This is a genomic window from Weissella paramesenteroides (assembly GCF_036327715.1).
Taxonomy (GTDB): domain Bacteria; phylum Bacillota; class Bacilli; order Lactobacillales; family Lactobacillaceae; genus Weissella; species Weissella paramesenteroides.
Genome location: NZ_CP130559.1, coordinates 704282 through 722247, shown reverse-complemented (window position 1 = coordinate 722247; position 17966 = coordinate 704282). Strand labels below are relative to the sequence as shown.

General features: G+C 39.7%; 14 protein-coding genes. All 14 read right to left on the bottom strand.

What is annotated here, in order from left to right; genetic code table 11:
• Positions 1–27 precede the first annotated feature (27 nt).
• Positions 28–1782, bottom strand: coding sequence for a DUF2207 family protein (locus tag QRX23_RS03565; RefSeq protein WP_330155944.1), 1755 nt, complete (start codon positions 1780–1782; stop codon positions 28–30).
• Positions 1764–2321 (bottom strand): LemA family protein, encoded by a 558-nt coding sequence (locus QRX23_RS03560; protein ID WP_002827508.1) that lies wholly within the window; start codon positions 2319–2321, stop codon positions 1764–1766. Before QRX23_RS03560 ends, QRX23_RS03565 begins: the two co-directional genes overlap by 19 nt.
• Positions 2322–2421: 100 nt before the next feature.
• On the bottom strand, positions 2422–3858 hold the full coding sequence (locus QRX23_RS03555) for a PH domain-containing protein (RefSeq protein WP_330155943.1): 1437 nt from the start codon (positions 3856–3858) through the stop codon (positions 2422–2424).
• The gene (locus QRX23_RS03550) at positions 3848–4315 is read right to left on the bottom strand and encodes a PH domain-containing protein (protein WP_330155942.1); all 468 of its coding nucleotides are present in this window, start codon (positions 4313–4315) and stop codon (positions 3848–3850) included. The genes QRX23_RS03555 and QRX23_RS03550 overlap by 11 nt, the downstream gene beginning before the upstream one ends.
• Before the next feature lie 143 nt (positions 4316–4458).
• Positions 4459–5991 (bottom strand): gluconokinase, encoded by a 1533-nt coding sequence (gene gntK, locus QRX23_RS03545; protein ID WP_002827512.1) that lies wholly within the window; start codon positions 5989–5991, stop codon positions 4459–4461.
• Positions 5992–6088: 97 nt separating this feature from the next.
• Positions 6089–7057 (bottom strand): 3'-5' exoribonuclease YhaM family protein, encoded by a 969-nt coding sequence (locus tag QRX23_RS03540; protein WP_330155941.1) that lies wholly within the window; start codon positions 7055–7057, stop codon positions 6089–6091.
• A 9-nt stretch (positions 7058–7066) separates the two neighbouring features.
• Entirely contained in the window at positions 7067–9403 is a 2337-nt protein-coding gene (locus QRX23_RS03535; RefSeq protein ID WP_040760289.1) for an ATP-binding protein, read from the bottom strand.
• Positions 9393–10586, bottom strand: a complete 1194-nt coding sequence (locus QRX23_RS03530) for a metallophosphoesterase family protein (RefSeq protein WP_330155940.1) — start codon at positions 10584–10586, stop codon at positions 9393–9395. Before QRX23_RS03530 ends, QRX23_RS03535 begins: the two co-directional genes overlap by 11 nt.
• A gap of 321 nt (positions 10587–10907) precedes the next feature.
• Positions 10908–11252 carry a YlbF family regulator gene (locus tag QRX23_RS03525; protein WP_002827516.1) on the bottom strand — a complete coding sequence of 115 codons (345 nt, stop codon included), beginning with the start codon at positions 11250–11252 and terminating at the stop codon, positions 10908–10910.
• Positions 11253–11304: 52 nt separating this feature from the next.
• A complete protein-coding gene (locus QRX23_RS03520) occupies positions 11305–13497 on the bottom strand; it encodes a transglycosylase domain-containing protein (protein WP_131473719.1) in 2193 nt (730 codons plus the stop codon).
• Between the two features lies 1 nt (position 13498).
• Positions 13499–13966, bottom strand: a complete 468-nt coding sequence (locus QRX23_RS03515; RefSeq protein WP_140837008.1) for an arginine repressor — start codon at positions 13964–13966, stop codon at positions 13499–13501.
• Positions 13967–14316: 350 nt separating this feature from the next.
• Positions 14317–16002: an arginine--tRNA ligase gene (argS, locus tag QRX23_RS03510; protein ID WP_330155939.1), complete on the bottom strand. Its 1686-nt coding sequence runs from the start codon at positions 16000–16002 to the stop codon at positions 14317–14319.
• Complete coding sequence (locus QRX23_RS03505) at positions 16002–16304, bottom strand: hypothetical protein (RefSeq protein WP_002827520.1); 303 nt, start codon at positions 16302–16304, stop codon at positions 16002–16004. Before QRX23_RS03505 ends, argS begins: the two co-directional genes overlap by 1 nt.
• 103 nt (positions 16305–16407) lie before the next feature.
• Positions 16408–17964 (bottom strand): UDP-N-acetylmuramoyl-L-alanyl-D-glutamate--2,6-diaminopimelate ligase, encoded by a 1557-nt coding sequence (locus QRX23_RS03500; protein ID WP_330155938.1) that lies wholly within the window; start codon positions 17962–17964, stop codon positions 16408–16410.
• Positions 17965–17966 lie beyond the last annotated feature (2 nt).

Below are 17966 nucleotides of genomic sequence, written 5' to 3'. Positions count from 1 at the left end.
GTACACACTTTTAATTATCTTCACGACTTATCGGAAGCCACCGCCACCGGAGCCACCACCGAAGCTACCACCACCAGAAAAGCTCGTGCCACCACCACTACCAGTACTTGTAGCCGTAGACATTGCCCCACTACTAAAGTGTTGGACAGCAAAGAATGGATAAAGTGAGCCATAATAATAAGCACTTTCTGCTTCATACCCTGGATAAGCAATCGTCAATTGCTCGGCCACCTCTTCAGCAATACCGAAGGCGGCAGCTGCTAACATCAGGTCATCCCATAGCCCAACTTCTTGTGGTGTTCGTTCATCTAATAAGGTAAATTCTTGCAAGTAATTCTTTAACCGCGCCAAATCCAGATCAATCGCTGTGGCGGCTGGCTTTTTTCGGAAGCCTTGTAGCCATGCTGCCGCACGATTGGCACGATCACGTTTACGGTCTCCTGTTTTCACAGATTTTGAATTCTCAGGGAAGATAAGGTCATTTGACTCCCCATATTGTTGACTATAATCACGGAAAGCCTTTGTTAGCGCTTCAAGTTTCTTACTGTGTTTGCTTAAATACCGCCCAAACGCTTTTTGCGTAATCACACCATTTGACGCGGTATTTTCAAGTAATTGATGCAACTTTCGAACTGGTTCAGGTGTGTCTTCGGCAAGTGCCTTGTCAGACAATACAAATGTTATTTTTTTCTTATCGGGTTTCTTTTCACCATTTTTTGTCTGTATCGTCAGGTATCGATCACGTATCAATTGCAATAACCCAACCGACAAAAAGTTGTTTGTCGCTGCATTAGATAACATGGCACTAAATAGCAGATAGACATTATAAATACTACCAGTCGGTACTTCACGATAATATTCCCCTTTTGTTTGTTTCTGTAACGCACGAATCGTTGGATAATAATGGTGATAATTTCGATACCAAAGGGTTAGCCAAATGCCACCACCAAGGACTAATAAAATAACAATGGTCACGACAATTATCGCTAACCGACGACCTTGGTCATTTTTTACAGTTTCACCATTTTTATAATCTTGATAATTATAGTCACTGCCTTTAAAGGCTTCTTTCATATATGAATCAAATGATCGTGATGTCGTATAAAATGTACCATACGTATGTCGAGGAATTTGAACAATCATCTTAACATAATTGTCCTCCGACAAATCCTTAGTACTTTGCATCGTCACTTGGCCCTTGTCAAAGGCTGTTTTTCCTGCAAAACCAAAGCCCCAAACACCATAACCATTCTTCACCGAAAACTGATGATTAGGATCATGGAGTGTTACTTTCAAATGCTTTGGTGAAATGGCCACATCACTGTTCAAAAATTGCCAAGCAATCATTTGCTTTGTGGCTGTTTGCTCAACAAAGTTACTAATTTGATAACGAATCGTGTATTGATGCGTACCATATTTAGTAATTCCCCAGTTTAGCTCATTACCATGCTGACCAAATTTATACGCCTTCTGCTTACGATTATCATCCGTCTGCCAGTTTGGCTGTCGGTTAAACTGACGGCCATCCATACTGACCTGATAGTTAGAGAGTGCTTGTGGACCAACCAATTTCACAACTTTATAGATTTCACTACCTTCATCAGCAGTTACTGACCAATTTTCAGTGATTGTTGCCATTCCTTGATCGTTCAAAGCAACATCAATATTCATGCGATTAACTTTTTGTTCAGCCGAAATACTCTGGCCATTTCCTAGCATGACAAACGAGGCAATACATGCCAGAAATAGTAACCAGAGTGGCTTTACTCTGATTTTTCCCATTGTGGCATCTCCTGTTTTCCTGGCGTATTTTCGAAATACTTTTCCTGATTAAAGCCCATCGACCCAGCAATCATAAAGTTAGGAAAGACTTGAATTGACCGATTCAACTTGGTCACTGAATCGTTATAAACCATTCGTGACAAACGAACCTTGTTCTCAAATTCATCGACCGCCGTCATCGTTTGTTGATAAACATGACTGGCTTTTAAATCTGGATATTGCTCAGCTAAGGCATTAACAACACCTAATACCCGATTGAATTGTTGTTCATCCGCATTAACATCAGCAACATCTGACCGTTCTGAAACGTTTTGACGAGCATTAACGATTTTCTCAAACGTTTGGCTTTCATATGTTTGATATTTTTCTGTTGCTTGCATCAAATTGGTTAGGGCATCCCAACGACTTTCAATTTGTGCAGCGATTTGCCCCATGGCATTACGTACATTTTCACGTAGCCTAACTAATTGATTGTAAATAGCAATTAACCAAACAACAATAATAACGATTACGACACCAATAATAATTCCCCATACCATATCAATCTCTCCTGTTCTATTTTGTTAGATTATCGAGATACTCCTACGTACTTTATAACATAAAATGAACTAAAAATCATTGCATAACATCTCATTGCAATTAAGCTTGGCGATACCAAGCATAAACTGCTTTGGCGTCTTTTTCTGGCAAGTAACGAACTTTAATTGACAGCTCGGTATTACCACTTCGCAGACGAATTACCAAATGAACAAGTCCTGTCTGCCGCATCAAAATACTTTGGGACAATTGCATTGATTGGATATTTTTCTTAGGCATATAATAGCGTTTTTTACCAAACAAACGACCAACCTGAGCCACCAAAATTTTCTCGCCAGTGACACCAATTTCTGTCTTTTTCCCCGTATAAATCCCTAAGCTCCATGCTACTGGCAATACAATCAGGGACAATAAACCAAACGGACGAAGAAAAACGCAAATTGGTACACAAATTAGCGCCGCAATTAATAAACGATTACGAATCAAGGCCCAACGGCCACGCGCGTTAGCTCGCCACCTTGATTTGCCTGTAACATCTTGTATTGGTAACCAATCGATAAAAGCGTGCATTTGCTGTTGCACGTCTTTTGATTGTACGACGGGCATAATAACTACACCGCCACTTTTTTCATCATCAGAAGCATTCGCAGCAACCAATGCTTGAACTGTTGTTAAATGTAATAATTGGCGTAACCAAGATTGGATATAGACAACACTTTGAATGCGATTGAGGCGGACGGTCACCCGACTAGTTTGAAAAAAGCCTTTATTTGTTGTTAACTGCGTACCATGTTGCACAATTTTAAAATGATAGTATCGTTGAATAATCAACAAATAGGAAATGACAACCGCTAGCAATATGACAAACACAATGTCAAAAATAATCACTGTTTCTGTCTGCTGACTAAACCGACTAACCAATTGGGTGAGATAGTGTTTTGGTAGAATATCATCTAGCCGATTATAAACAACACTTATTCCCAATAAGATTGGCACCATACTAAATGAAGTCACCGCATATAGATTTAAATCGCGCCACTTAATTTGATACTGCTGTTTCACTTCATCATCACGATGCACAGCATTCGTCGGTGACATCGGTTGATCGTTTATTTCTGAACGAGCATTCTGTTTTAATTGTTCCAGTTCGTGCACTTCTTTTAAAGAAATAATCGGCAAACTAGCATCTGCTTGATTATCAACATGTGCAGATGTTTCGATTTTTAAACTAACCAACTGGAAAGGTTTCATAAAAAACCATTGTTTTGTCTGAAATGTTTGAATCTTTGGATAAGTTAAGTGAAGTTGTTGTTTGTTGAATAAACCTTGCTTAATCATAATTTCATCGGCTGAAATAGTATAAGTTAGCGTGGCATAACGACTGACTATAAAAAAAACACCCACACAAACAGCTGCCACTAACCACCACCATAATTGATTAGCCACACCTAATAACAATAAAACCCACCAAGTCTTCACTTCTTCAACCAAAAAAATGACTAACGCTAATGGATGAAGGTGTTTTGCTTTAACTGTCATAAACATCCTCTTCCTTTGCTAAATCCATAATTTGATTTTTTAATTGCGTCGCCGTTGCCAGATCGACACCGCCAATCTCATGAACAGCTGCTGCCGTATGAATCTTAACGGATTGTAATTTATTCAGTTGTAGCAACGGACCAGCTGACAGGGTAACATCTTGAATTCGTAAAATTGGTACCGCTGTTGTTTGACGAACGAAAAAACCAGTGGTGATTTCAACATCGTGACCCAAAATCTGATACCGCCAAAATTGATAACGGTACGGAATCAAGCTAAATTCTACGCTCGAAAAAATCACACCTACAACGGCTACCACCCATATCAACCACACTGGCCATGCAAAAAAATAATGACATATGACGACACCTATTACGATACCGACCGCAATTAATAAATTAACTGCCGCTTGCAAACGCCAAACTGTTTTAATCTTCTCAGGTAATTGTTGTCCCATTTTATAGAAATATCCATCCCTTCCCTTAATGAGTCTAAGCCTACCATAATCAGAATTTAGATTGCAAACAACTTCAGGAGAACGAAACAAAAAAGACCAGATCCTTTTAACAGGTTCTGATCTTTTTTACTAATACGTAATATTTATTTTTCAATATGTGTTCGTTGATAATCTGCAATTGCCTTATACTCTGTTTGCAATTGACGTGATAGACGAATGAAAATTGGTGTTAATTCACGATAAGCATCGTAGTTTTCAGGATTTGGTTGGTAAGTATTTGCCTCTCCAATCATATCACCAATAACTTCCAAATTATCAATTAGACCTAACGCCTTTTGTGCCATCACCGTTGCTGCCAATGCACCTGATTCAAATGCGGTTGGTACAGTAACTGGTTGCTCGAAAATATCCGCAGCCATTTGACGCCACAATGGTGAACGAGCGAAACCACCCGTTGCTTGAATGGCTGATAGGTCACCAACAACTTCTTCAAGTGCTAATGAAACCATATAGATGTTAAAGATGATTCCTTCTAGGACAGCACGAACCATGTGCGCACGCGTATGGTTATGTGTCAAACCGAAGAATGAACCACGCGCATTAGCATCCCAAATTGGTGCGCGTTCGCCACCCAAATATGGATGGAATAGCAAGCCATCAGCACCTGCCGGAATCTTTGATGCAATTTCAGTTAATAAGTCATATGAATCAATCCCTAATAACTCAGCTGTCGACTTTTCTGAATCGAACATGTTATCACGAGCCCAACGGAAAACATCACCACCGTTATTAACCGGTCCACCAACGACCCAGTGATCCTTATCCAAGGCATACGTAAATGTACGACCTTTTGGATCAATCTTCGGTGCATCCGTTACCACTCGAATAGCCCCTGATGTACCGATTGTGACCGCTGCGACACCTGGTTGAATCGCATTAACCCCTAAGTTTGATAATGGGCCATCCCCAGCACCATAGATGAATGGTGTGTCGACATCCAAGCCCATTTCTGCTGCATATTGTGGATCCATGCCTGTTTCAATCGTATATGGATCAACCGGTTCCGGCAATTGTTCCTTAGTGATGCCAGTTACTGACAATGCTTGCTCATCCCAGTCCAAGTTGAAAATATTAAATAGACCTGTTCCCGAAGCAATTGAGTAATCCATCTTATTGGCACCAAATAAACGATTAAACAAGAACTCCTTAATACCAAGATAATGAACGGCATTATTGTAGATATCAGTGTGTTCGTTTTTCAACCAAAGCAACTTTGACAAAGGTGCCATTGGGTGAATTGGTGTTCCTGTCTTACTGTAAATTTCTTGACCAATACCGTTTGACTTTAATTCTTCTGTATACTTAACAGCTCGTGCATCCGCCCAAGTAATCACACGTGTCAAAGGCTGCCAGTCAGCATCAAATGCAATTAATGAATGCATTGCTGAACTAAATGAAACACCTAAGATTTTGCCATCTTTTGCTGCACGTGTCACTTGTGCCATCGCATCAGTGAAAGCTTCCCAAATCTCATCTAGGTCTTCTTCGGCCATATCTGGTGCATCACGGTATAGTTTGTAACCTTTATTTGCACTTGCGATCACATGTCCCTTTGTATCAAACAAGACAACTTTTGTTGACGTTGTTCCCAAGTCAACTCCAATTAGGTAATCCATTAATAAAACCTCTCATATTTTATATTTTGTTCAAACGCTTACTTTAATTTTATGTAAAAAACTTACATTTTGCAAACAAAGACACGAAAATTTTTTTCTATCTTGTTTCATTTCCGAGATGACCCCCGGCTGGTCGATAAATACTGCGATTATCTAATGCCCATTGACGAGGTGAAAATTCACCTGGATTAGTTTCGGCTAAAGCATTGTCAAAACTCTGCATACCAGCATCCAATTCATCAAGTTGATGCAACACATTGGCTTCTTTGATCATTGGACGTACCGGCGACCCATATTCTAATAAGCCGTGATGTGCCAAAACCGTGTGTCGTAAAATAATCATGTCTTCACTTTTCAGATCGATTTGTAATTCTGTGGCTGCTAAAACAATTTCTTCATCAACTAACACAATATGGCCAATTAAATTACCAGCAGTTGTATATTGTGTTGCTACCTGTCCTGATAATTCAATCACTTTACCAATATCATGTAATAATGCACCAGCATATAACAAACTAGCATCTAAATTATCATATTGCTTGACCACAGCTTGTGCCAAATGAACAATGGACAACGTGTGAAAGGCTAACCCACCAGCAAATGCATGATGATTACTTTTCGCAGCGGGAAATTGTAGAAATTGCTCACGATATTTGCCAAGAATATGGCGAACGATTCGTTGCCAGTTAGCATTTGTTATCTGAAAAATAATTGCTGAAACTTCTTCAGCCATATCTTGTTTTTTCATTGGTGCCGCTGCCACAAAATCTGCCGGATCTTGTGGTTCACCAATTTTACTTGGTCGAATCGACAAAACTTTTAGTTGTGGTTTATCTTGATACGCCTGACGCACTGCTTGGATGTAGACCACGATACCAGCATGCAACTCATTGACTTCAGCTTCAGTCGTATCCCACTTCATCCCCTTAATGTCCATTGAACGATCAGCTAATTGTAAAGCCAAGTAGCGTTTTCCTTGCTGTGTCACCCGTGTATCAACTTCTTTGAGTAATGCAAAGGTTTCAACACGTTCATCTAATTGATAATCCTTTAATTCTTTTGCCAAAATAGCCTCCTATTGTTGATGAGTCAATGTTAAGACATGTTTGCCCTGTGTCTTTTGGGCTGTAAAGTAGAAAATTTGTTGCTCAGATGATGCTAAATCTGCTAATAATGTCAACATCGTTTGTCGACGTTGCTCATCAAAATCAACAAAGGCATCATCAATCAACAATGGTAATTGCAAAGTGGCAGTGACGTTTTTAACAAAAGCTAAACGTAGCGCCACATACAATTGTTCTGCTGTCCCCTTTGATAATTGATTCACACCTAAAATCTTGCCATCATTTCGAACTACTTTTAACAAGGTCTTCGTCTGCTGAATCGTTTGATAATGATTATCAGTCAACTGCCTTAAAAATGTTCCTGCCTGAGCCAAAAGATTTGGTAAGCGATCAGCAATTGCCGCGTTTAGGGCTTGCTTAATCCATTCACTACCTAACCGATCAACAAAATATTGCGTTAATTGTTGATTAACAACAGCCACTTGATTGGCGACCACTTGCTGTTGATGTTCAATCGTATTATCAGTCTGCAAGTTTTGCAACTGCACATTGATTTCAGCTAGTTTTTGATTCAATTGATTTTTTTCATCCTGAATGCGTTGCAAAATGGTTTGTTGATCTGTCATTGCTGGCTTATCGTCCGTTGCAATTGCGGCTTGTGCGGCGAGTTCATGTAGGTCAGCCCCTTTTAGCTGTTCTTCAAGCATATTCGCCTCACGTTGTAAGTCATTAATATGACGTTGGGCATCACGGCGCTGTTGTAGCATGGCTACATCCTTCACCCCGAGTTTTTGATACAATTCTTGTAACGTTTGTTGTAGATTAGCCCGTTGTAACTGCTGTTGTCCCATGGTTTCTTGCTTGATATGAATATCTGCTAGTCGTTTACGGTATTCATCAACCGTCAATCCCTCACCCAGCCAGTTTAAAGCCGCTCGCATCTTCACAAGTTCTGACATCATGGCTTGTTGGTCATGAATAATTTGATTATTTGACAACATCATGTCGTTAATCCGTTGGATATCTGTTTGTGCGGCAAAAATATCAGCTGTCGCCATTTGCTGGTAGGCAGCAGGCAAATCTTGTTGAGTGTTAGCTACCACATTTGTTTTCTGCTGACGACTGCCCCACCAACCAAGCAACAGACTAATTAGCGCTAATAGAATACCTATTGCAACATGACTAATCAACAATGCACCAATGATGATCAAACTACTAATGATTATCGCGATAATTAACCAGCTATTCTTAGTTGATTGTTGTCCCGTTTCCTTTTGGCCACCCAACTGACTTTTTTGCTGATCAGTTAATAACGGTGGTACTTGTGTCCAATGATATTTTTCTAGTAATGCTGTTTGCGCTTGAACCGCTTTGACTTGTTGTTCAGCTAAATTTTTTTGTTGATTTTCTAACTTCTCTAATTGCCTTAGTGCAACCGTTGCCGATTCAACCTGTTGTTTCGTTACTGCAGTCGTAACCATGACGTCATCTAAGGCCGTCAACTGTTGACGTACACGATCAGCTTTGTCGGCTGCCGTTAAATCTAATGGTTTACCAGTTGCTTTCACTTGCTGTTTAATTTGTTGCCAACGTCGATATACCGGTAACAAATGCACCTGGGCTTGTTGATGATTCATTTGACCTTGTAATTGGGCTTGTCGTTGCTCTAAACTCGCCACACGCTGGGTCAAATGTTGTGCCTCAGCTTGTAATTTATCCAATGATGGTTGTTGACGCAAATTATTTTGTAACTGTTGACGTTGCATTTGTAAATTCGCCAACGCTTGATTTAGTTCACGATGGGCCGTTTTTGTGCTACCAAATTTCGCAGTTGCTGTTTTATCCCAACGATTCGCAACTTCTAGCCAGTTCTGTGCACCTGGCGTAGCAAGTGTGCGTAAGTAGGCTGCAAAGTCATCCGGTTTCAATGAAAAGATATTCATTAAAGCTTCTTGATCAAAACTAAAAATTGCTAAATATAATTCACGATCAACTGGTCCCAATAGCTTTGTTAGCATGGCTTCTGGATCAGCAAATTGTTGACCACTGCCTACAGCAGTTAATGTCGTCACTGTCTGCGTCCTTCCCAGACGCTCGAGTTCATAAAGCTGGTGATCAACTTCAAACTGCATACTACCACCATATGGTCCCTTGTCTAGGGGTTCATAGGTGTTGATTTTACGTCCTTTAGCTTGTGGAAAACCAAATATCATATCAAATAAAAATTGATGTAACGTCGTTTTTCCGGCTTCGTTTAGTCCTTGAACCACTTGTAACCCTTGAACGAAATCAAATGTTTGCTGATTAAACTGACCAAATCCAACAATATGCACTTTTTTAATCCACATGATATTCATCCCCTATCTGTGACAAGTGTAATTGTGTTTTAACAGCTTCCTGTAAAGCTTGTAATGTCTGCGCATTTAAAAAATGATCGAGCACATCGACATCCGTAACTTGTTTTAATCCCATCTTCTGCAATTGTTCACGGGTGAACACATCGCCAATGGTTTCCGACCAATAGCGTTCATCAACTGCTGGTAATGGTAGGTGCTGCTCTTGTGTTTGTGCCTGGATTTCATAAATAAAAAACATATCGGTGGTTTGTGCTGCAGCAACAAACTGTGCTAATAGTTGTTGGTTCACAATTGCTGACAATACATTAGGATCCTCAGTTATCAGATTTAATGAAATTAATTCAAATTCATCCTTCATCGCAAACTGTCCTCGGACATATTGCACAACTGTGCTCAGGTCACGTTCAGTACGTACCTCGGCTGTTACCCAGGTTATTGGTGCAACCGGAGTAAATGTCGGTACTAATTCATTCCCCTCACTTTCCACCATGTAATATCCCTTAGCACCAGTTTCTGTTTTATCCAGTCCTTGAATACTACCAGAATACCCGATGAATGGCTTTTTTTGTAAGATTTCACGTACATGAATATGACCAAGCGCCCAATAATCATAATGTTTCTGTTGCATCGCTTGCAAATTAAATGGCGCATAGTTTCCTGAACCAACCTCGCCCATAGATCCATGATAAATCCCAATATGCCAATCATCTTGAGTTGATTTAATAGGAAATTCAGCAACCTGATCTGTTGTTATATGCCGCTGTGTATATGAAAAGCCTGAAATGGCTACAGACTCATGATTTTTTGTCTGCACGTGGTATGTTGTCACGTCTTTTGGGAATAATGTGACATTTTTAGGAAATGTGGGTACCCGTTGCCAATCAAGAACGTAGTCATGGTTACCAAAGCCCACATAGACCGGAATATTTGCCGTTGCTAATCGCTCTAGCTCCCTGACTAAATCTAATTGTGCACGTGCATCAGGAGTAGTTGTATCGAACAAATCGCCAGCCAATACAACGAAATCTACCGCCGCAGTGATGGCATCATCCACTAATCGATGGACTGCCGTTTCAGTTGCAGCTTGTAACTGATCGGTTAACCAATCTGGTGTCATTGATAGACCACCAAATGGATTGCCAAGATGCAAATCACCAGCATGAATAAACTTCATTTTTCTAACCCCTTTTTTGTTTTATAAACGCGTTCCAAAACGACTTTTGTCTCGCTCTCTCAATTTCATTATATTGGAGATTGCCTATAAAAAAAAGAGTGGCGCGTTGCGACACTCTTTTTTGAATTTGGTAGATTGATACCTACTAAAATTATCTTGATTATAAGCTTATAATTTTTATAGCATAAACGCGTTCCAAAAGTCTGAAGCCTTAATGTAACGAAATTTACGACATTCTTGTCCTTCGCTTTGCTACGGCCAAAAATGACGAAAATAACGTTACATACCAGCTTCAAAACAACTTTTGTCTCGCTCTCTCACTTAGTTTTGACCGTACAACTCCGCAATTGGCTTTGTAATAATGTCATTGATTTCCATCAACAATTGGTTCAAACCTTTTTCAGCTTCAAGCATCTTCTTTAGAGAATCATACTTTTCCATCTCATTGGCAACTTCTTGCCAAGCTTTGATTTGATCTTCTGCTGGTTCATTACCAGATTGAACTGCTTGGTTGATTTGCGTTTGTGCTTGTTGGAAACGAGCAAAGATAGCTTTTGCTTCTGGCTCACCCTCAACAGCCGCAATGGCATCACGCAAGGTCTTGTATTGTGCTGTTTCACGTAAATTTTCAGCAACTGCATTAACATTATCGTAAATATTAATCATAAATATATATTCCCCATCCCTTTTAATTATTCCATTATCTCATATTTTATTATCATTGTGGTAATAATGATTGAATTCCGGACCAAGCTTTTTTCGCACCATCTTTAACATTACTCCAAGCACTGGAAGCACCATTTTTAATATCATCACCAATACCAGAAATATTATTGGCAATACCATTTTTCTTATTTGAAGCAGCATCCTCAGTAGCCGACAACTTTGCACGGACACTTTTCACACTAAATTTCGTCTGTGCCGTATTCGGCAGTACTTGTTCAAGTGTTGTCTTCATCAATGGTCCAGCCGTCTGTGATAAATAAGCTGAAATCGTATGACTCGCATCCGTTTCATCATAACCAGTCCATGTTGTCACAACGACGTCTGGTGTATAGGCAATGGCCCATGAATCAGTCGCGTTGTCACTGGTTGAGTTAGTTCCCGAAACTTCAGTCGTTCCGGTCTTACCGGCAACATCATAGCCCGTTGGATCAGCTGCAACCCCGGTTCCATGAGTGTATACGCCAAGCATCATTGAGGTCATTTCATTAGCAACACGCTTCGACCATAGTCGCGTATGCTTTTCTTTGGCTTGGGCAATTGTCTTACCTGAAGCATCAACAATTTTTGTAATGAAATGACTACTACTCATCTCTCCACCGTTTGCAAAGCTTGTGTAAGCTTGCGTCAATTGTAACGGTGTCACACCCTTTTTCAGACCACCAATAGCAAGTGCTAAATTCTTATCAGATTTTGTTAATGGCAAACCTGCCTTAACCGCGGCATTATAACCTGCATTCACACCCATTTGATCAAGTAACCAAACAGCTGGAATATTGTAAGAATTTTCCAACGCCTTGTACATTGGTATTTTCTCACTAGTGTAATTACCATAGTTTGATGGTGAATAACCATTCGTTCCAAAACTCATCGTACTATTCTTTAGTTCAGAGTCATACGAGAAACCACGCGATAATGATGGCCCATAATCAACAATCGGTTTGATCGTTGATCCTGGTGAACGATATGACTGTGTTGCACGATTAAAGCCTCTAAATACATGATCTCCACGACCACCAATAATTGCCCGTACACCACCAGTTTTTGCGTCCATTACTACCGAAGCTGCTTGTGAACCTTCACCGATTGGATTCAAGGTCGCATCAGCATAATCATTTTGTAAATTAGTTTGATCCTTTTGATTCAAAGTTGTATAAATCTTATACCCATCATCCAAAATATCTTGCTCTTTCAAGCCATATTTACTCATAGCCTCATTAATGACTGAATCAAAATAATACGGATAATTGTAATTTGAATTATCAACTTCATGGTTCGTTGCCCCTAAGGCAAGTTTTGCATTGTAATCGGCTTGTGCTTGTGTCAAATACTTCGTTGCCACCATATTTTGTAGCACTTGGTCACGACGTTGCTTAGCGGCATCTTTATAGGTTAGTGGATCATAACCATTTGGTGATTGTAACATACCAATTAACATAGCACTTTGTGAAACTGATAAGTTGGCCGCACTGACACCAAAATATTTCTCAGCGGCATCCTGAATTCCCCAAACACCATGACCAAAATAAGCATTATTTAAATACATGGCCAAAATATCATGTTTAGAGTATTCTTTTTCAACTTGAATTGACAAAAATAGTTCACGTGCCTTACGAGTAACGGTTTGATCTTGACTCAAAAAGGCATTTTTCACTAATTGTTGCGTCAAGGTTGACCCACCAACAGACACGCTACTACCACGTAAACGATACCAAATAGTTGTCAAAACACCACGTGTCATCCCACGAATTGAAAAACCATGTTCCTGATAAAAATGACGATCCTCAGTTGCAATCACCGCATTAACTGCATGTGGTGAAATATCACTGAATTTAACATACGTTCCCTTTTGACCAGACAAACTACCGGCTTTATTACCAGAAACATCATAAATTTCAGTAGTTGACTGAAGACGCTTTTTCAAATCAGAAACATCTGTCGTTTTGGCCTCAAAAGTTCCTAAAACGCTCACTACCAGAATAATCGATAGGAAAAGCGCAATTAACCATCGATTAATTTGAAACCTATGCCAGAACGGACCAAAGGTCTTTCGTATCCATGCATAGAACGGATGGAAAAATCGTTGATGCCATCTAATTAACGGTCCAAAAAATTTTCGTAACCAGTTAGTCACCGGTGTCATTTTTTGATGGCACCAATCTTTTAGTCCTTTAAAAAATTCTTTCATATTATTGCATCCAATTATTAAATTGTTCAACCAAAGCAACTGCTGCATCAGCTGTTGGCGTTGTGACATATATTGTATTATGACCAGCTAGTGTGCCAATCACGTCAGGCATTTCTGCAGCATCAATCATGGCAGCTAGCCGATTACCATTTCCCTGTGTTGTTTTTACCACAACCATAAAAGATACTGGGGTAATTTCTACGGCCATATCTGCAAAACCTTGTTCAATTTGATTTTTATCACTAATAGTTGTATTAGTTGCATCTGCCATCACTTGATATCTTGATTGACCAGTTGCATCAGGACGACGCACAATCCGCAATTCTTTGATATCACGCGATACCGTTGCTTGTGTGACTGCAATCCCTGCATGTTGTAAACGATGCAGAATCTCTTCTTGAGAATCAATCACATTATGTGCCAATATTTCAAGAATCATTGCTTGCCGTTCTTGCTTTTTCAAAGCCATGTTTCATTCCTCTTTTTTACTTAGTCATTATGACTGGAAATCTATCGCCGTCACTTATACTATTTTATCATAATCGGCTATTTCACTTAACTTTAGCTTATTTTTAGCACAAAGAGAGCGAGACAAAAGTCGTTTTGAAGCCGGTGTGTAACGTGATTTTCGTCATTTTTGGCCGTAGCAAAGCGAAGGACACCCATGGCGTAAATTACGTTACATTGAGGCTTCAGACTTTTGGAACGCGTTTATGCTATCAAACTTACGGGCTGATAACTAAATACATTTTTAATATAAAAAGGGTTGGAACAAAAATGTTCCAACCTCCTCTTTTGCTAAAATCTTTTAAATTTTAACTACATTTCCTTAGGAGCTTTTACCCCTAGCAAACGTAGTGATTCTGTCAACACATATGAAACAGCAGTCACTAGTGCTAGACGAGCATTTAGTTGATCATCTTCAACTAAAATCTTTGAGTTTGCATAGTACTTATTGAAGGCACGCGCCAAATTCAATGAGTATTTAGCAATGACTGATGGTTCACGATCACGCCATGCGCGGCGCACGATATCATTAAAGCTTGCCACTAACTTTTCAGTTTCCCAAACTTGTTCGTCATCAATTGACAAATTATTTAAGTCTAGTTCTGGCTTACCAGCCTTGCGCAAAATTGATTGTGCACGTGCGTTCGTATATTGTACGTATGGACCAGTATCACCTTCAAAACGCACAACTTCTTCCAATTTGAAATCGAAGTTTCCAAGACGCTCATTCATCAAGTCATGGAAGACTACCGCACCAGTTCCAACTTCATGGGCAACAACTTCTTTGTTCGCTAGATTTGGATTCTTCTCAACAATTTGAGCAGTTGCTAACTTAACAGAATCAGCCAAAACATCCTTCAACAAAATAATCCGACCTGAACGGGTTGATAGTTTCTTACCATCAACTGTGATCATACCAAATGGAATATGCTCAATGTCATCTGACCATTCGTAGCCCATCTTTTTCAAGACAGCCTTCATTTGCATAAAGTGCTCACGTTGTTCGCCACCAACAACATACAATGACTTAACGAAATTGTAGTTATTCTTACGGAAAATAGCAGCTGCTAAGTCACGCGTCATGTACAATGTTGCACCATCTGTACGTTGAATCATGGCGACGTTCAAGCCTTCATCTTCCAAATCAACAACTTGTGCACCTTGTGATTCAACAAGTAAGTGCTTCTCTTTAAGCGTATCAATAACAGCGTCCATCTTGTCATTATAGAAGGCTTCACCATTAAATGAATCAAAGTCAATATCTAAGTCATTGTATAATTCCATGAATTCTTTTAGTGATTCTTCACGGAACCATGACCATAGTTCATGAGCTTCCTCATCGCCATCTTCCAGCTTTTTAAACCAGGCACGACCTTCATCATTCAATTCAGGTTGCGTTTCAGCTTCTTTATGGAAACGAACATAATATTTCACTAACGTATTGATAGGATCAGCTTTAACTTCTTCTTCTGATCCCCAACGCTTGTAAGCTGACATCAACTTACCAAATTGCGTTCCCCAGTCACCCAAATGGTTGATCTTGATTGGTTGATAACCATTTGCTTTCGCGATTTCAGCTAATGAATTTCCAATAACTGTTGAACGTAAGTGTCCCATTGACATTGGCTTAGCAATGTTAGGTGATGACATATCAATCGTAATATGACCCGCTTCACCGTCAGTATTATGGCCATAATCTGTCTGACGTAGGACTTCTGCTAATGTATCAGCGCCAAATTGTGCTTGATCCAAAAAGAAATTGACATAGGGTCCTACGGCTTTAACTTCTTTAAAGCCATCGGTAGCAATTTCTGAAACGATATTTGTTGCAATTTGTTGTGGTGCCATACGACGTGCTTTAGCTAATAAAAATGTTGGAAAAGCGTAGTCACCCATGCTAGCATCCTTGGGCACCTCAATTTTTGAAAGAATCGTTGCATTATCCAATTCAGGGACGACTGCAGCAATTGTTTCTGCAATTTGATTCTTGTAGTCCATTAAGCGTTGTCTCCTTTAGCGTTATCATCTTCGGCATCATCCTCTGCTGAAGGACGTGGTGCAGGGTTGTCCGTCTTAACTAAAATCTTAGTTTCTGACATACGTAATACTGCCCGATGATTGTATTCATTCACAGTTGCATCATCTTCAGGATTATTTTCAGTAATAACCACTAATAATGAATGCTCATAAATTTTTTCGACGATACCCTTAAAGTCGTGCTCAAAATTGGCAAACTTCTTACCGGCAACAAAATCGCCGACGTCGAATTCAGATGTATTTTCTACTGGTTCTTTAGCCATGATGGTTTCCCCTTTACTTTTATAACTGAGGTTTTTTAATTTATTATTAGTTAGCCGTAATAACGACAATTCTATAAATTATAACAAATTTCTAGCCTAAAAACTAGCGCTCTAGTTCGGAAACAATGCGATTGGCCACTGCCCAATCATTTTCATATGGTGTATCAACACCATCTATCTTTTGATATTCATCCAATCCTTTAGCTGCTAGCACAACAACATCGTCCGGTCCTGCTGCCTGGATAGCAGCAGTAATCGCTTTGGTTCGATCAAGTTCGCGATAAATTGTCACCTTTGGATTAGTAATCGCTGCTTGAATTTCATCAGCAATTTTAGCCGGATCTTCATATTGTGGATCATCACTTGTTAGATAAACAACATCTGCTCCTTCACTAACAGCTTTTCCAATACCTGGTCGACGTGACACACCTTTATTACCAGGTGCACCAACAACAATGGCTAATTGATTGACTGATTCATTTTGGCGGACAAACTGTAATAAGGCCGCAATCGAAGCATAATTATGTGCATAGTCAACATATATCGTACCGTGCTTTTGCGTATTTAGAACCTGCATCCGTCCTGGTACTTTAACTGTTTCAAGTCCCTCAGCCATAGCTGGTGCATCCGCACCAACCAGACGAGTTGCAATCATTGCCGCTAAGGCGTTACTTTGATTGAAATCACCTGGCATATCTAATGTGTATTCACCCTTAATATGCAAATGTTCAGCTTGTTGACCAACCTCTCGTACCTTAAAGATACTACCATGCAAATTAGCATCGGTCGCTTCAAAATAGACATCTGCCTTTGGTGAATCAACATCTTCTTGACCATACAACCAAATACCATCACGATGAACCATTAGTTCAGCATGGGCAATCAACTCACCAAAATGATCAGAATCAACATTCAACACAATTTGTTCTGAATGATCAAACAGCATCATTTTATGTTGTAAATAGTCTTCAAAGGTTGGGTGTTCATTTTCACCAATGTGATCTGGACTGATATTTAAGAAGATACCGACATTGAAGTGAAGACCATAAACACGGCGCATTTTAAAGGCTTGTGATGATACCTCCATCACCATATGGGTCATCCCATTATCGACTGCCTCTCGCATCCAACGAAAAAGATCTACTGATTCAGGCGTCGTTAAATGGGCCCGGTAATGATATTGTGGTTCACTACCAGTAATCACTTGTAATGTTGATGACAAGGCAACTTTGTCATGGGTATACGCACGTAGAATTTCATATGCCATATATGCGGTCGATGTTTTTCCCTTTGTACCAGTGATACCAATTAGTGCCAAATTATTTTGGGGATACTGATAAAAAGCCATTGCAATAATACTCATTGCTGCAGGCACATCATCAGCGACCCAAGTAGGTAGCTTGGTTGCATGTTTAAAACTTGCTGGTGCAATGATTGCAGTGACCCCTTTTTCAATGGCATCGGTTAAATACTCTGCTTTAAAATTTCCCTTAATAAAGAGTAAGGTACCTGGCACAACATCATTGGAATTATAAGCTAAATGTTGTATCTCACCATCGAAATCTGGTGCTGATATTAATAAATCTTGATCAGCCAATAACGTTGTAATGTTATCTGCAGTGAGTGTCATTAAACTTAATCCTCTTTTCTGATTCTTCATTG

Coding starts and splice junctions, on each gene's coding strand:
- QRX23_RS03500 (WP_330155938.1), bottom strand. CDS start 17,964: ATGAAGAATCAGAAAAGAGGATTAAGTTTAATGACACTCACTGCAGAT.
- QRX23_RS03560 (WP_002827508.1), bottom strand. CDS start 2,321: ATGGTATGGGGAATTATTATTGGTGTCGTAATCGTTATTATTGTTGTT.
- QRX23_RS03530 (WP_330155940.1), bottom strand. CDS start 10,586: ATGAAGTTTATTCATGCTGGTGATTTGCATCTTGGCAATCCATTTGGT.
- gntK (WP_002827512.1), bottom strand. CDS start 5,991: ATGGATTACCTAATTGGAGTTGACTTGGGAACAACGTCAACAAAAGTT.
- QRX23_RS03505 (WP_002827520.1), bottom strand. CDS start 16,304: ATGGCTAAAGAACCAGTAGAAAATACATCTGAATTCGACGTCGGCGAT.
- QRX23_RS03550 (WP_330155942.1), bottom strand. CDS start 4,315: ATGGGACAACAATTACCTGAGAAGATTAAAACAGTTTGGCGTTTGCAA.
- QRX23_RS03525 (WP_002827516.1), bottom strand. CDS start 11,252: ATGATTAATATTTACGATAATGTTAATGCAGTTGCTGAAAATTTACGT.
- QRX23_RS03565 (WP_330155944.1), bottom strand. CDS start 1,782: ATGGGAAAAATCAGAGTAAAGCCACTCTGGTTACTATTTCTGGCATGT.
- QRX23_RS03515 (WP_140837008.1), bottom strand. CDS start 13,966: ATGGCTTTGAAAAAGCAAGAACGGCAAGCAATGATTCTTGAAATATTG.
- argS (WP_330155939.1), bottom strand. CDS start 16,002: ATGGACTACAAGAATCAAATTGCAGAAACAATTGCTGCAGTCGTCCCT.
- QRX23_RS03520 (WP_131473719.1), bottom strand. CDS start 13,497: ATGAAAGAATTTTTTAAAGGACTAAAAGATTGGTGCCATCAAAAAATG.
- QRX23_RS03555 (WP_330155943.1), bottom strand. CDS start 3,858: ATGACAGTTAAAGCAAAACACCTTCATCCATTAGCGTTAGTCATTTTT.
- QRX23_RS03535 (WP_040760289.1), bottom strand. CDS start 9,403: ATGTGGATTAAAAAAGTGCATATTGTTGGATTTGGTCAGTTTAATCAG.